The organism is Pseudomonas sp. CCNWLW23 (assembly GCF_037095675.1).
Lineage (GTDB): Bacteria > Pseudomonadota > Gammaproteobacteria > Pseudomonadales > Pseudomonadaceae > Aquipseudomonas > Aquipseudomonas atacamensis.
The window spans coordinates 70,654-84,235 of the sequence record NZ_JBAWKM010000003.1 but is presented as its reverse complement, the minus strand read 5'-3'; the positions used below and the strand labels follow the sequence as shown (position 1 = coordinate 84,235).

Annotated in this window: 13 protein-coding genes and 1 pseudogene; 6 read left to right on the top strand and 8 right to left on the bottom strand. The window is 60.7% G+C overall.

The features are described from left to right. The first annotated feature begins 37 nt into the window (after positions 1-37). Positions 38-1,351 carry a PQQ-dependent sugar dehydrogenase gene (locus tag V8J63_RS05755; RefSeq protein WP_206420823.1) on the top strand — a complete coding sequence of 438 codons (1,314 nt, stop codon included), beginning with the start codon at positions 38-40 and terminating at the stop codon, positions 1,349-1,351. A 128-nt stretch (positions 1,352-1,479) separates the two neighbouring features. Here V8J63_RS05755 and V8J63_RS05750 read toward each other — a convergent pair whose 3' ends face one another. The 5 genes from V8J63_RS05750 to V8J63_RS05730 form a co-directional block, all read right to left on the bottom strand. Continuing rightward, positions 1,480-2,016 carry a C40 family peptidase gene (locus tag V8J63_RS05750; RefSeq protein ID WP_041479547.1) on the bottom strand — a complete coding sequence of 179 codons (537 nt, stop codon included), beginning with the start codon at positions 2,014-2,016 and terminating at the stop codon, positions 1,480-1,482. Between the two features lie 215 nt (positions 2,017-2,231). Further along, entirely contained in the window at positions 2,232-2,849 is a 618-nt protein-coding gene (locus V8J63_RS05745) for a C40 family peptidase (RefSeq protein WP_130927494.1), read from the bottom strand. Positions 2,850-3,040: 191 nt separating this feature from the next. Beyond that, positions 3,041-3,745 (bottom strand): DnaA regulatory inactivator Hda, encoded by a 705-nt coding sequence (gene hda, locus V8J63_RS05740; protein WP_007919828.1) that lies wholly within the window; start codon positions 3,743-3,745, stop codon positions 3,041-3,043. A 206-nt stretch (positions 3,746-3,951) separates the two neighbouring features. Beyond that, positions 3,952-5,025, bottom strand: a complete 1,074-nt coding sequence (locus V8J63_RS05735) for an AI-2E family transporter (protein WP_016773697.1) — start codon at positions 5,023-5,025, stop codon at positions 3,952-3,954. A 34-nt stretch (positions 5,026-5,059) separates the two neighbouring features. Beyond that, on the bottom strand, positions 5,060-6,118 hold the full coding sequence (locus V8J63_RS05730) for a DUF2066 domain-containing protein (protein ID WP_122611622.1): 1,059 nt from the start codon (positions 6,116-6,118) through the stop codon (positions 5,060-5,062). Between the two features lie 373 nt (positions 6,119-6,491). Here V8J63_RS05730 and purM point away from each other — a divergent pair, with 373 nt between their 5' ends. From purM to V8J63_RS05715, 3 genes are read left to right on the top strand one after another with little or no spacing between them, the layout of a single operon-like run. Further along, a complete protein-coding gene (gene purM, locus V8J63_RS05725) occupies positions 6,492-7,550 on the top strand; it encodes a phosphoribosylformylglycinamidine cyclo-ligase (RefSeq protein ID WP_016773695.1) in 1,059 nt (352 codons plus the stop codon). Further along, positions 7,550-8,200 carry a phosphoribosylglycinamide formyltransferase gene (gene purN / locus V8J63_RS05720; RefSeq protein ID WP_024012162.1) on the top strand — a complete coding sequence of 217 codons (651 nt, stop codon included), beginning with the start codon at positions 7,550-7,552 and terminating at the stop codon, positions 8,198-8,200. The genes purM and purN overlap by 1 nt, the downstream gene beginning before the upstream one ends. Positions 8,201-8,208: 8 nt before the next feature. Further along, the gene (locus V8J63_RS05715; RefSeq protein WP_016773693.1) at positions 8,209-8,922 is read left to right on the top strand and encodes a DUF3108 domain-containing protein; all 714 of its coding nucleotides are present in this window, start codon (positions 8,209-8,211) and stop codon (positions 8,920-8,922) included. 238 nt (positions 8,923-9,160) lie between these two features. On the opposite strand, the gene V8J63_RS27715 is transcribed toward V8J63_RS05715, so the two are convergent. The 3 genes and pseudogenes from V8J63_RS27715 to V8J63_RS05705 all read right to left on the bottom strand — a co-directional run bounded on the left by V8J63_RS27715 (position 9,161) and on the right by V8J63_RS05705 (position 11,971). Further along, complete coding sequence (locus V8J63_RS27715) at positions 9,161-10,024, bottom strand: methyl-accepting chemotaxis protein (RefSeq protein ID WP_442963513.1); 864 nt, start codon at positions 10,022-10,024, stop codon at positions 9,161-9,163. Beyond that, positions 10,016-10,786, bottom strand: a pseudogene (locus tag V8J63_RS27710) (MCP four helix bundle domain-containing protein); the annotation flags it as partial. The pseudogene V8J63_RS27710 and the gene V8J63_RS27715, both read right to left, overlap by 9 nt. Positions 10,787-10,924: 138 nt before the next feature. Further along, complete coding sequence (locus tag V8J63_RS05705) at positions 10,925-11,971, bottom strand: amidohydrolase family protein (protein WP_130927498.1); 1,047 nt, start codon at positions 11,969-11,971, stop codon at positions 10,925-10,927. Between the two features lie 129 nt (positions 11,972-12,100). Between V8J63_RS05705 and V8J63_RS05700 the strand changes: the two genes are divergently transcribed. Beyond that, positions 12,101-12,517, top strand: coding sequence for an OsmC family protein (locus V8J63_RS05700; RefSeq protein ID WP_130902185.1), 417 nt, complete (start codon positions 12,101-12,103; stop codon positions 12,515-12,517). A 61-nt stretch (positions 12,518-12,578) separates the two neighbouring features. After that, complete coding sequence (locus V8J63_RS05695; protein WP_130902186.1) at positions 12,579-13,445, top strand: pirin family protein; 867 nt, start codon at positions 12,579-12,581, stop codon at positions 13,443-13,445. Positions 13,446-13,582: the final 137 nt, after the last annotated feature.

The following is a 13,582-nucleotide window of genomic DNA, read 5'->3' as shown; positions in this document are numbered from 1 at the left end:
TCTATGTTTAGGAATGCATTCATAGGGAAGATCAGCAATGCGCAAGGCCCCACTCGCTCTCATCATCGCCGTCGCTGGCGGGCTCGCTGCCTGCGGTGAAACCTCCAGCCTGCAAGTCTCCGACGGCACCGGTCCGTCACCGAAACTGCCCGAACCGAACAAGACGCTGATCCCGACAGTCAACATCGCCCCGGCGGTGGGCTGGCCGGACGGCGCGAAACCGACCGCAGCGGCCGGCACCCAGGTCGCCGCGTTTGCCGAAGGCCTCGATCACCCGCGCTGGCTCTACGTGCTGCCCAACGGCGATGTGCTGGTGGCGGAAACCAATGCGCCGCCCAAGCCCGATGACAGCAAAGGCATTCGTGGCTGGGTGATGAAGAAAGTCATGGGCAAGGCCGGTGCCGGCGTACCCAGCCCGAACCGCATCACCCTGCTGCGTGATGCCGACCACGATGGCGTCGCGGAAACCCGCACGGTGTTCCTGCAGAACCTCAATTCGCCGTTTGGCATGACGCTGGTTGGCAATGATTTGTACGTTGCCGACACCGACCGCCTGCTGCGCTTCAACTACGAGCCGGGCGCCACCGAGATCAAAACCCAACCGATCAAAGTCGTCGACTTGCCCGGCGGCACGCTGAATCACCACTGGACCAAGAACGTCATCGCCAGCAAGGACGGCAACAAGCTCTACGTCACCGTCGGCTCGAACAGTAACGTCGGCGAAAACGGTCTGGATCAGGAAGAAGGCCGCGCGGCGATCTGGGAAGTGGATCGGGCGACCGGCAATCACCGGATCTTCGCCTCGGGCATCCGCAACCCCAACGGCCTTGCCTGGGAACCCACCAGCGGCGCCTTGTGGACAGCGGTCAACGAGCGTGACGAAATCGGCAGCGACCTGGTGCCGGACTACATCACGTCAGTCAAGGACGGCGGCTTCTATGGCTGGCCGTTCAGCTACTATGGCCAGCACGTCGATGTGCGAGTCAAACCGCAGAATCCGGATCTGGTGGCCAAGGCCATCGCTCCGGATTACGCGGTCGGTCCGCACACCGCTTCGCTGGGCCTGACCTTCGCCGAGGGCAACCGCTTGCCGGCGCAATTCAAGGAAGGCGCGTTCATTGGCCAGCACGGCTCGTGGAACCGCAAACCGCACAGTGGCTACAAGGTGATTTTCGTGCCGTTCACTGGCGGCAAACCGACCGGGCAACCGGTGGATGTGCTGACCGGTTTCCTCGACAAGGACGAGAATGCGCTGGGCCGCCCAGTTGGCGTGGTCATCGATCAGCAAGGTGGCTTGCTGGTGGCGGATGATGTCGGGAACAAAGTGTGGCGTGTGTCGGCCAGCAAATAAGCTAAGCACGACGTAAAAAAATGTGGGAGCGAGCCTGCTCGCGAAAGCGGTGTATCAGTCAAATCATTGTCGAATGACACTCCGCCTTCGCGAGCAGGCTCGCTCCCACAATTAGTTATGCATACGCGCTAGGGGTTATGCGCCAGCTGCCCCGGCTGCAACACCCGCTTGGCGCTCAGATACGCCTTCTGCCAATAGGCCTTCGACAGGCTATCGAGCTTGACCGTGCCACCCGTGGCCGGTGCATGCACGAAGCGCCCCTCACCGACGTAAATCCCCGCATGACTGACCTGCGAGCCGCCATTGGTGGCGAAGAAAATCAGGTCGCCGGTCTGCAAGCCTTCCTTGCCGACATTCGGCGCCTGCATGACGATCATTTCGCGGGTCGAGCGTGGCAGCGAAATTCCCGCCGCGTCGCGGTAGACGAAACCGATCAGACCACTGCAATCGAAACCGGAATCTGGCGTGTTGCCGCCCCAGCGATACGGCGTGCCGACCAGGCCGAGGGCGCGGAACAGCACGTCTTCAGCAACGGGGGAAAAAGCCTGGGAAGGAGCGAACACGATTGGCGCGCGAACCACGGGGGCTGGCGGCGGTGTACGGCTGGCGCAGGCGCTGAGCAGCGCGGCGCAAAGGATCAAGGTGAGGCGGGCCGACATCGTCATAAGCAGAACATCCTGATCTGGCTGCGGCTTTCTCTGCCGAATGGACAGAAACAAAACCGCCTGCGTCATCACGCAGGCGGTTTGCCATCAATATAAATTCAGGATTCTAGCGGCTACGCGGCAAACTTCAAGTAAGACTTTAACTTCACCTTGTAAAGTTTAGGTCTACTCCGTTGCCGTGCCGTTTTGTCGCCGCGAACGCAGCGACCTCGGGCTTACTTGCGAGCGGTGACCACGGTCGGCGCCATGGCGAGTGCACGCTTGGCTTCGATGAAAGTCTTGCTCCAGTAGCTGTCACCCAGGCTGTCGATGCGAACACCGCCGCTGCGACGACTGCTGGAGTGAATGAACTGGTTGTCACCCAGGTAGATCCCGGCGTGACTGACACGACCGCGACGACCATTGGTGGCGAAGAACAGCAGATCACCCGGCTCAAGGTTGCTGCGCGAAACCAGTGGCGCATCAACGTTGATCATTTCGCGAGTCGAGCGCGGCAGGTTCATGCCGGCCTCTTCGCGGAACAGGTAACCGATGAAACCGCTGCAATCGAAGCCGGCTTCAGAAGTACCGCCGAAACGGTAACGGGTACCGATCAGGGACATGCCGCGTTCGAGGATGCTGTCAGCCAGTACAGGAAGCTGATAAGGCTTGCTGCCGTTGAACTGGTTGAGTTCTTTTTCGGTGTCCAGCTCTTCCTGGGAAATAACGGAAGACTGGGCGGTAGCAGAATTCTTGACCTGTTGCGGCGGCTCTTGAACCGGAGAATGAGCAGCACAACCGAATAACAGGGTAACGAGTGCGAGAGGCACGAGGGGTGCGAAGCGCTTTAGCATGGGCACGACCGTGGCTGATAGTTGTAAAGAAGCCGAGACTATGCCCGCTATCGTCCTCATTTGCAAATTCAATCGAACTTTATGTGACTTCCCGGTTTCGCGTTTACATCTAAGCGCGTAACTCGTCTGGCCGGTGGATCGCCGCAGATACGCGGGTTTTCTGGCGCCTGAAAGCTGGCAAAAGCCCACTACTACCAGCCAAGAGTTTCCTTGAGGAAGGGAATGGTCAGCTTGCGTTGCGCTTGCAGGGACGCCTGATCAAGCTGCTCGAGGAGATCGAACAGCGCGCTCATGCTCCGCGTGCCGCGAGTGAGAATGAAGTGCCCGACTTCATCGGTCAGGTGCAACCCACGACGTGACGCGCGCAATTGCAGCGCACGCAATTTGTCTTCATCGGAGAGCGGGCGCATCTGGAATATCAGCGCCAGGGTCAGACGGGATTTCAGGTCAGCCAGCTTCACAGGCAGTTCGCGCGGTGAAGTGGACGCGGCGATCAGCAGGCGCCGGCCGCTGTCACGCAGACGGTTGAACAGATGAAACATCGCCTCTTCCCAGTCGGCCTTGCCGGCAATCACCTGCAAGTCATCCAGGCAGACCAGTTCGTACTGTTCAAGGTTGTCGAGGATTTCCACGCCGCGGTCCATCAACTCGGCCAGCGGCAGATACACCGCCGGTTCGCCCATCTGCTCGAAGCGCAGGCACGCGGCCTGCAACAGATGCGTGCGCCCGACGCCGTGCTTGCCCCACAGGTAGATCAGGCTCTCCGTCCACCCGGCGTCGGCTTCGCAAAGACGCTCGACATAGCCGAGTGCAGCGGCATTGGCGCCTGGGTAGTAGTTGATGAAGGTGGCGTCGTCACGCAGACGCACACCTAGGGGCAGCTGAATCGGTTTCATGCTGACTGAACAGTTCTCAAAGGAACCGTTAGTGGCCTCTGTGTAAAGTTGGCGAAGTTTATACCCGTGAGGCTGAGCGCACAATGCGACAGACCCCAAGCAAAATCAAAGGTTTGCGTTGACGCAGCGGTTTTGTGACGGATTCTCTGGCGCCCTCGCCTGCACGACACGGGCCAGCCCGGCCAAGCGCCGGGCTGGCCCTCGCATCACAGCTCGGGTTCGTCGACGCCGCTGTAGATCCCGGAATCCTTATACAAGTCGTGGACATGACGCACCAGCACCATGATCACCGCCGCCACCGGCAACGCCAGCAGAACGCCGGTGAAACCGAACAGCTCGCCGCCAGCAAGGATCGCGAAGATCACCGCCACCGGGTGCAGGCCGATGCGGTCCCCGACCAGTAGAGGCGTCAGCACCATGCCTTCCAGTGCCTGACCGACCATGAACACTGCGACGATCCCGACCATCGGGTACAGATCGCCACCGAACTGGAACAATCCGGCGATCAGCGCCGCGCCAATGCCAATGACAAAACCCATGTACGGCACTATCGCCGCGAGTCCGGCAATCAGGCCGATCAACAGCCCCAGCTCGAGACCGACGATCATCAGGCCTGCCGCGTAGATCACCCCCAACGCAACCATCACCAGCAACTGCCCGCGCACAAACGCGCCGAGCACTTCGTGGCACTCGCCCGCCAGCGCAACCACGCGCTCTTCGCGATCACGGGGCAGCAGGCTGCGGATCTTGCCCATCATCACGTCCCAGTCGCGCAGCAGGTAGAAGCTCACCACCGGAATCAGCACCAGGTTTGCCAGCCAGCCGATCAGCGCCAGGCTCGAGGCCGTCGCCTGACTCAGCACCACGCCGACGATGTCGGTGGTCTGGCCCATGTGCTCGCTGATCGCAGCTTTGACCTTATCGAATTTCCAGAAGCCGTCCGACAGCCCCAGTTTCGCTTGCGCCCACGGCACAGCGGTGTGCTGCAACCAGTCGAGCATCTGCGGCGCCAGCTCGTACAGACGCAGCAACTGCTTGGCGAGCATTGGTACCAGCACCAGAAGCAACGCCGTGACGATCAAGGTGAACAAGGCAAACACGGCGATCACACCCCAGGTTCGCGACAGCCCGAGCCGTTCCAGACGATCCACCAGCGGGTCGAACAGATAAGCCAGCAACAACGCGACCAGAAACGGCGTGAGGATCGGGTGCAGCAACCATACAAACGCGCAAAGCAGGACTACCCCACCGAGCCAGAACCAACGCCGCGTATCGGCCATTTACCACTCCTGATGCTTCTATATAAGGAAAGACTTACCAGCGGAACCGCAACGACGGTGCCGCCGCTGCCGGGGTTGGCGCTGCGACCGCAGGCGTACCATCCGCCGCTGGCTGGGCAGGCGCCACCGGGGCCGGCGCTTCGGCCGGCAGTTCCTGCAACTTCGCCAGCGACAATTGCGCGCGCAATTGATCGACGCTGCCATTGACCCGGTAGACGATCCGATCACCCTGCACGCTTTGCAGACGCACGCCGAACGGTTCGAGTAACCGCAGCAGCGCCGCATAATGCTCCAGATTCATGCCCTGCACTTCCAGGGTCTGCTGACCCGATGCGCCGGGCTTGGCGACAAATCGCGGTGCCAGACGCTCGGCCACCGCCAGCATCACCGCATCGGCGACAGCTGCCTGATCGGCGCCCTGTACGCTGCCGGCCTCTTTCTGATCACCGAGCCACAAGCGCCATTTTGCCTGCCACTGCCCGCCCTCTTCGCGCGCGTGCACCGCCAGCAAGGCGTCAGCGTTGTAGCGTTCCGAAGCACTGCGTAGAGGCGCGGGATCAGCGCTTTCCAGCGCCGGTGCGGTGGCGACCAGTTGCTCACTGAGATCAGCCAGTGGCAAACGCAGTGGCAAACCGCGATGTTGTGCGGCCGTGCGCAACGTTGCGGCTGCGGCCTGACCGTCACCGACCAGGCTCGCACCTTCAGTTGAATCGTTCAGCCACCAGCCGAGGATCGACGGTCGACTGGCGCCCCACACCGGCAACCCGGCCCGGCGCAAGGCCTGCTCGGTGGTTGCCGGATCGAAGTCGACTTTCAGCACTTCCGGTGGCCCGGCATCGAAACCGAACTGGCTGATGATCTGCTGCGGATCCTTGCGAATCGGCGCCAGCCCCGGGTTCTGCGCGGCTTTCGGGTCGCCGGTCAGGCGCAGCACCAAGGTATCGAGCGCCGCCTGCGTGGCGCGATCGCGCTCTTGCGGCGCCTGGCCGTTGACTGGCTGACGCACCTGATACAGACCTTTGAGGTTTTCGGCATGGCTCGCCAGGCTGACCAGCGTCAGGCAGCCTACAAACAATAATTTACAAAAACGCATGGAAAATTCCCGTCGACAGGAGCGGCTGGAACACGCCGCGTGAACCGTTTGAGCAAGGCTGTGACCCCCACCCCTGGCAAAACATTCACACGGTGGCGGTAAGTTTTTGCACAGTCCTAACGATAGACGGTTAATCGCCACACCTTATACAGGCACTCATACCCTGCGATTGCAAAAAATTTCCGCCGATATGGCCCTGCCCGTCGGTGCGAGGATGGCCGCTGCCCCTCAAGCCTGATAAAATCGCGCGCCTTCGCAGACCGGCAACAGCCGGGCCCCTCGAAACTCGCGTGAGGCGATCGCCCATCGAGTTCGATGTTCCCGCTGAACTCGGTCGTTACCCCCTGAATCCCCTCCCCTAAAGGCCTGGATCATGAGCAAGCAACCCTCCCTGAGCTACAAGGACGCCGGTGTAGACATCGACGCCGGTGAAGCATTGGTCGAACGCATCAAGAGCGTCGCCAAGCGCACTGCGCGCCCGGAAGTCATGGGCGGCCTGGGCGGTTTCGGCGCCCTCTGCGAAATCCCGGCCGGCTACAAGCAGCCAGTGCTGGTCTCCGGCACCGACGGCGTCGGCACCAAGCTGCGTCTGGCGCTGAACCTGAACAAGCACGACAGCATCGGCATCGACCTGGTCGCCATGTGCGTCAACGATCTGGTGGTGTGCGGCGCCGAGCCGCTGTTCTTCCTCGACTACTACGCCACCGGCAAACTGAATGTCGACACCGCTGCCCAAGTGGTTACCGGCATCGGCGCTGGCTGCGAACTGTCGGGTTGCTCGCTGGTTGGCGGCGAAACCGCTGAAATGCCAGGCATGTATGAAGGCGAAGACTACGACCTGGCCGGCTTCTGCGTCGGCGTCGTGGAAAAGGCGGAAATCATCGATGGCTCGAAAGTCGCCACCGGTGACGCGCTGATCGCCCTGCCATCGTCCGGCCCGCATTCCAACGGCTACTCGCTGATCCGCAAGATCATCGAAGTCTCCGGCGCCGACATCGAAAACACCCAGCTCGACGGCAAACCGCTGACCGACCTGCTGATGGCCCCGACCCGCATCTACGTCAAGCCACTGCTCAAGCTGATCAAGGACACTGGCGCTGTGAAGGCCATGGCCCACATCACCGGTGGCGGCCTGCTCGACAACATCCCGCGCGTACTGCCAAAAGGCGCTCAGGCTGTAGTTGATGTGGCCAGCTGGACTCGCCCGGCCGTGTTCGACTGGCTGCAAGAGAAAGGCAACGTTGATGAAACCGAAATGCACCGCGTGTTGAACTGCGGCGTCGGCATGGTCATCTGCGTAGCTCAGGAGCACGTCGAAGTGGCCCTGAACACTCTGCGTGACGCTGGCGAGCAGCCTTGGGTCATCGGTCAGATCGCCGTGGCCGCCGAGGGCGCTGCGCAGGTCGAGCTGAAGAACCTCAAGGCTCACTGATGCCAAAGTCCTGTGATGTCGTGGTGCTGTTGTCCGGCACCGGCAGTAACTTGCAGGCTCTGATCGACAGCACGCGGACCGGCGACAGCCCGGTCCGCATTGCTGCGGTGATTTCCAACCGCGCCGACGCCTACGGCCTGCAACGCGCCCGCGATGCGGGTATCGCCACACGCTCGCTGGATCACAAGGCATTCGAGGGCCGCGAGGCCTTCGATGCCGCACTGATCGAACTGATCGACCAATTCAACCCCAAACTCGTGGTACTGGCCGGCTTCATGCGCATTCTCAGCGCTGATTTCGTGCGCCACTACCAGGGTCGCCTGCTCAACATCCACCCGTCGCTGCTGCCCAAATACAAGGGGTTACACACTCATCAGCGTGCGCTGGAGGCCGGCGACACGGAACATGGCTGCTCCGTGCACTTCGTCACCGAGGAACTCGATGGCGGACCACTGGTCGTACAAGCAGTATTACCGGTAGAGTTGCATGACACGCCGCAGAGTCTGGCGCAACGAGTCCACGCTCAGGAACACCTGATCTACCCGATGGCAGTACGCTGGTTTGCCGAAGGCAGGCTGACACTCGGTGACCAGGGTGCTTTACTCGACGGCCAGTTACTCGCCGCCAGCGGCCACTTGATTCGACACTAGGAGATATTATGCGTCGCGCCCTGCTCTTCGCTTGCGCTCTGCTCGCCCTGCCCTTCGCGCAGGCAGCGGACCTTCAACCGTTCTCCGCAAGTTACACCGCCGACTGGAAGCAGCTGCCCATGAGCGGCACCGCCGAACGCAGCCTGACCAAGGAAGCCAACGGCGTCTGGAAACTCAGCTTCAAGGCCTCGATGATGATCGCCAGCCTGACTGAAGAAAGCACCCTGAAGCTGGACAAGGACACCCTGCTGCCGCAGTCCTACCACTTTGAACGTGGCGGTCTGGGCAAAGCGAAAAAAGCTGATCTGGACTTCGACTGGGCCAACAAACTGGTGACCGGCACCGACCGTGGCGACGCGGTGAAAATCCCGCTGAACCGTGGCATGGTCGACAAGTCGACCTACCAACTGGCGCTGCAGCACGACGTTGCCGCCGGCAAGAAAAGCATGAGCTATCAGGTGGTTGATGATGGCGAAGTCGATACCTATGACTTCCGCGTGCTGGGTTCGGAAAAGGTCGACACCAAGGCCGGCCAGATCGACGCGATCAAGGTCGAACGCGTGCGCGATCCGACACAAAGCAAGCGCATCACCGTGCTGTGGTTCGCCAAGGACTGGGATTACCTGCTGGTGCGTCTGCAACAGGTCGAGACTGACGGCAAGGAGTACAACATCATGCTCCAGGACGGCACGGTTAACGGCAAAACCGTTAAAGGCAGCTGATCCATAGCAGAACAAAGAGCCCCGCGAACGCGGGGCTTTTGTTTATCTGTTCGATGATACTGCGCGGCGGCCTACCCCTCACCCCAGCCCTCTCCCGAGGGAGAGGGAGCCGACCGAGGTGTCTGCCGCTAACCATCGACCTGAGAAACCGAGTCGAATATGGATTCCAAAGCATCGCAGGATTAGTCCCCTCTCCCTCCGGGAGAGGGTTAGGGTGAGGGGCTTTTGAAGGTCAAACTCACACCGAAAACCGCGCCACCATCCCGTTCAGATCCACCGCCAACTTCGACAACTCCTGACTGGCCGCACTGGTCTGATTGGCCCCTGCCGATGTCTGCATTGCCAGATCACGAATATTCATCAGATTGCGATCCACCTCGCGCGCCACCGCTGCCTGCTCTTCCGAGGCGCTGGCGATGACCAGATTGCGCTCGTTAATCAAGGTAAACGCCGAGGCAATTTCGTCCAGGGCCGAGCCTGCGCTCTTCGCCAGCTCGAGGGTCGAGCGCGCCCTTGAGTTGCTCTGCTGCATCGAACTGACCGCCGAATCGGTGCCCTGCTGGATCCCGCCGATCATCTGCTCGATTTCCTGGGTCGACTGCTGGGTGCGATGAGCCAGCGCCCGCACTTCATCAGCCACCACCGCAAAGCCACGCCCGGCATCGCCGGCGCGCGCGGCTTCGATCGCGGCGTTGAGGGCGAGCAGGTTGGTCTGTTCGGCAATCGAGCGAATCACGTCCAGCACTTTGCTGATGCCATGAACCTTTTGTGCCAGCGCCTCGACCTGCGCGGCATTATTGGTGACATCGCCAGCGAGAAACTCGATCGACGTCACCGTCTGCTGCACTTGCTCGCGCCCTTGGCGGGCGATGCGGTCGGATTCGCGGGAAGCTTCAGACGTGGCCACGGCGTTGTTCGCCACCTCTTCCACCGCCGCCGTCATCTGGTTGACCGCAGTGGCGGCCTGTTCGATTTCCTGACTTTGCTGATGCAAGCCGCGAGTGGCATCTTCGGTGACGCTGCTGAGTTCTTCGGCGGCCGAGGCCAACTGGGTCGACGACTCGGAAATGCGCCGGATCGTGTCGCGCAGATTGTGCTGCATGCTTTTCAGCGCTTGCAGCAGGCGCGCCGGCTCGTCTTTGCCAGTGATCTGAATGTCACAGGTCAAATCACCGCCGGCCACGACTTCGGCCACGCTGAGCGATTGCGACAACGGCACGACAATGCTGCGCGTCAGCAGCAACGCCAGGCCGACGGTAATCAGCGCAGCCATGGCGATCATTACTGCAACCCACAGCCTCGATTGCTTGAAGACCAAGCGCGCTGCCTCAGTGGCGAGACCGGCATTTTGCTTGTTCAACTCGACCAGCTGACGCAGGGTGGCAGCGATTTCATCGGCCAGCGGACTCATCTGATCATTGAGAATCGCCGAAGCGTCTGCCACCCGATTCTGCGCTGACAGCTGTAGGACTTGTGCCTGAAGCTCAAGGTATTTGTGCTCGGTGCCCTTGAAGCGTTCGAACAATACGCGCTCTTCCGGCAAAACGATCAACGCGTCATAACGCTGCTGCGCTTCGCTCAAGCCACTGCGCAGCTCGTCGAGCTTGGCGACATTCTGCTCCAGTGCCTTGGGGTCACGGTTGAGCAACAGGCGCATGGTCAGTGCGCGCAGGCGCAGCATGTCCTGACTCATCTCACCGACCGCCATCACGCTTGGCAGCCAGTTGTTGTCGACTTCATCGGACTGCGCACGCATGTTCGACATTTGCAGCAAGGCGAACGCGCCAAGGGCGAACACCATCAAGGCCAGTAGGCCAAAACCGAGACCGGCACGCGGGGCAATATTGAGACTACGGATATTCATCACTCTGGCTCCTTCCAAAAGCGCTGCATCAGCCTGCAGCGGGTTGCTTTAGAAGGTATCGGCATTGCCGTGAAATTGCGTAAGACGAAAAGGCGATAGGCAGACGAGCGGCTAGTCCGAACCCCTGGCTTTGACGTTTCAGCGCGGAGCAGCGGGTTTTTCCGTGTTGCGCGGCAATATCGCCAGGAAGTTATCCCGCGCGACTTTGCGCGCCACCGCTTCCGGCAGCGCATCGAGAAACGGCTTGTAGCTGTGCATTTCCTGACCGAGTTTGTTGAACCGTCCTACTACGTCAGAGCCGAGCATGAAGCGCTCGGGATACTTTTCCACCAGCGCCAGCCATTCGGCGCGGGGCTTGCCCTGCTCGTCCAGCAAGTACGGCGTGAGCATGCTCCACGACAGGTCGATAAACAGATTCGGATAAACCTCAAGCATGCGCGTCAGGGTTGGCAGGAGAAACGGCAACTGGGTCTGATGCCGATGGATCTCGGCGCTGGTGCCGGCGTGCGCCCAGATGAATCGCGTGTGCGGATGATTGCGCAGCGGCTCTTCGACCTCCTTCAGGTACAGCGGATTTTTCTCACGCTTGGAAGTGATGTTGGAATGCAGCATCACCGGCAGATCATTTTCCGCGGCGAGGTGATAGATCTTGGTCATCGCCTCGTTGTTGGCCCGGGGTGTATCGCCGGAGGTCAGCGCGGTCAGGTCATCGTGCCGGGTGAACACCTCGCCGATGCCCTGCCACAAACCCGGATACAGGTCGAGCATGCGCTGGATGTGCGCGGCGGAATTCTTGTCATTGGGATTGAAGCCGGACAGGAACGGATGAAAGTACTGGCGCTGCTCCGGCGCGAGTTTCTGCACCGCATCGGCAATGATCACATCGGTGGCGCTGTACCAATAGGCATCGGCGTCATCGCCGGCGTAATAACGCGGGCGCTTGGGTTCGTCTTCATGCCATTTCTTCGCCACGGGAATACCGGAAATCATGACGTGCTCGATGGAATTTTCTTTCATGGCCGTGAGCAATTTCTGCATGCCGGCGCTTTCCTGGAAAAAATCCACGTAATGCAGGTGCGCATCGCTGTAGGTGTATTCGCGGGCACTGGCGCTGCCAGCGAACAGCAGCAGACAGGCAAGACTCAGACGAGACAAGGACACAAGTAATCTCCGGCAGATGGGCATAGCCTAGACCGCGCCCGAACGACAAGGGTTCATCCCTGCCGAAAAGCGGAACGCCCACTGCCGCGAATGCTCTATAACTGCAAGGTCTGCTTTGATCGAACGATTTCTCCTGCCGCCTGTGAGGTTTCCATGACTGTTACCGTCAATACCGTCTCTGCCGAAGGTTTTCGTCACACCGTCCAGATCGACGACCACGAATTGTTTGCCGATGTACCGAAAACCGCCGGAGGTGGAGGCACCGCACCAGAGCCACACGATTACTTCGACGCTGCGCTGGGCGCCTGCAAAGCGCTGACTGTGAAGATGTATGCGAAGAAAAAAAACATCCCGCTGACAGGCGTGGGAGTCGAGGTAAAGCGCGACAACAGCCAGGAACAGAAAGGCAAATACGCCCTGCATGTCACCCTTACCCTTAAAGGCGTACTCACCGACGCCCAGCGCGAGGAACTGCTGCGTGTGGCCGATCGCTGCCCGATTCACAAATTGATGACCACCAGCGAAGTCAGCATCGAAACTCACGCACCACAAGGCTTCGACAGCCAATAATCCTCCCGATGCCAGCGGCGGGTTATGCTTCTGGCATCACCCGCTCAGCCTGGAATGCACCATGGACACGCCACTCCTGATCATCCGCCCGCGCGCCGAAGACGTTGAAGGCCAGCCGATTCTGCGCCCGCTGCCGTCAGCCAAATGCCGCAACGTCGGGCCTTTCGTGTTTTTCGACCACATGCTCGAAACGATTTATCCGACGGGCAAAGGTATGGACATCCGACAGCATCCGCACATTGGCCTGTCGACACTTACCTATCTGTTCGAAGGGCAATTGCAGCACAAGGACAGTCTGGGCTCCGATCAAGTGGTCGGCGCCGGCGATGTCAGCTGGATGACCGCTGGCAGCGCCATCGCCCACGTCGAGCGCACGCCTGCGCCACTGCTCGCCGAAACCTTCACCCTGCACGGCCTGCAAGTCTGGCTGGCCTCGCCCAAGGCGCACGAACAGGGCCCGGGGCATTACAGCCATCACCCGGCAGCGACGTTGCCGGTCAGCGATAACCTTGGCGTGCAGATTCGCATGATTGCCGGGTCAGGCTTTTGCCTGGAATCGCCGGTGCCGGTGCTTTCTCCTACGTTGTATGCGGAAGTGAAGATGCAGACCGCGACCACATTGCTGATTCCGGCCGAGCATGAAGAACGCGCGGTGTATGTGTTGAGCGGGGATGCGCAGTTGAATGGCGAGGCGATCGAGCCGCATGCGCTGGTGGTGTTGCCGGCCGGCGAAGAGATGAGCCTGTTTGCCGAAAGCGATGTGCACGCGGTGGTGTTCGGCGGCGCGGCACTGGACGGACCGAGACGGATCAATTGGAATTTTGTTGCTAGTGATCCGGCGGCGATTGATGAGGCACGGCGCAAGTGGGCGGCCAAGGATTGGCCGACGGTGCCGGGGGAAGTCGAGCGGATCGAATTACCGCGCTAGGCCGCTTACCCTCACCCCAGCCCTCTCCCAGAGGGAGAGGGCTGGGGTGAGGTGTCTTGCGTTATACATCGACCTGAAAAATCTCGGCGATTATGGATTCGCCTATTCACGTTCAGGTCGACGCCACTCCCGAGCCC

Excerpts from the sequence above, each read along its gene's own strand:
- V8J63_RS05755 (WP_206420823.1), top strand. The coding sequence starts at position 38 with ATGCGCAAGGCCCCACTCGCTCTCATCATCGCCGTCGCTGGCGGGCTC.
- V8J63_RS05750 (WP_041479547.1), bottom strand. The coding sequence starts at position 2,016 with ATGACGATGTCGGCCCGCCTCACCTTGATCCTTTGCGCCGCGCTGCTC.
- V8J63_RS05745 (WP_130927494.1), bottom strand. The coding sequence starts at position 2,849 with ATGCTAAAGCGCTTCGCACCCCTCGTGCCTCTCGCACTCGTTACCCTG.
- hda (WP_007919828.1), bottom strand. The coding sequence starts at position 3,745 with ATGAAACCGATTCAGCTGCCCCTAGGTGTGCGTCTGCGTGACGACGCC.
- V8J63_RS05735 (WP_016773697.1), bottom strand. The coding sequence starts at position 5,025 with ATGGCCGATACGCGGCGTTGGTTCTGGCTCGGTGGGGTAGTCCTGCTT.
- V8J63_RS05730 (WP_122611622.1), bottom strand. The coding sequence starts at position 6,118 with ATGCGTTTTTGTAAATTATTGTTTGTAGGCTGCCTGACGCTGGTCAGC.
- purM (WP_016773695.1), top strand. The coding sequence starts at position 6,492 with ATGAGCAAGCAACCCTCCCTGAGCTACAAGGACGCCGGTGTAGACATC.
- purN (WP_024012162.1), top strand. The coding sequence starts at position 7,550 with ATGCCAAAGTCCTGTGATGTCGTGGTGCTGTTGTCCGGCACCGGCAGT.
- V8J63_RS05715 (WP_016773693.1), top strand. The coding sequence starts at position 8,209 with ATGCGTCGCGCCCTGCTCTTCGCTTGCGCTCTGCTCGCCCTGCCCTTC.
- V8J63_RS27715 (WP_442963513.1), bottom strand. The coding sequence starts at position 10,024 with ATGCAGCACAATCTGCGCGACACGATCCGGCGCATTTCCGAGTCGTCG.
- V8J63_RS05705 (WP_130927498.1), bottom strand. The coding sequence starts at position 11,971 with ATGCCCATCTGCCGGAGATTACTTGTGTCCTTGTCTCGTCTGAGTCTT.
- V8J63_RS05700 (WP_130902185.1), top strand. The coding sequence starts at position 12,101 with ATGACTGTTACCGTCAATACCGTCTCTGCCGAAGGTTTTCGTCACACC.
- V8J63_RS05695 (WP_130902186.1), top strand. The coding sequence starts at position 12,579 with ATGGACACGCCACTCCTGATCATCCGCCCGCGCGCCGAAGACGTTGAA.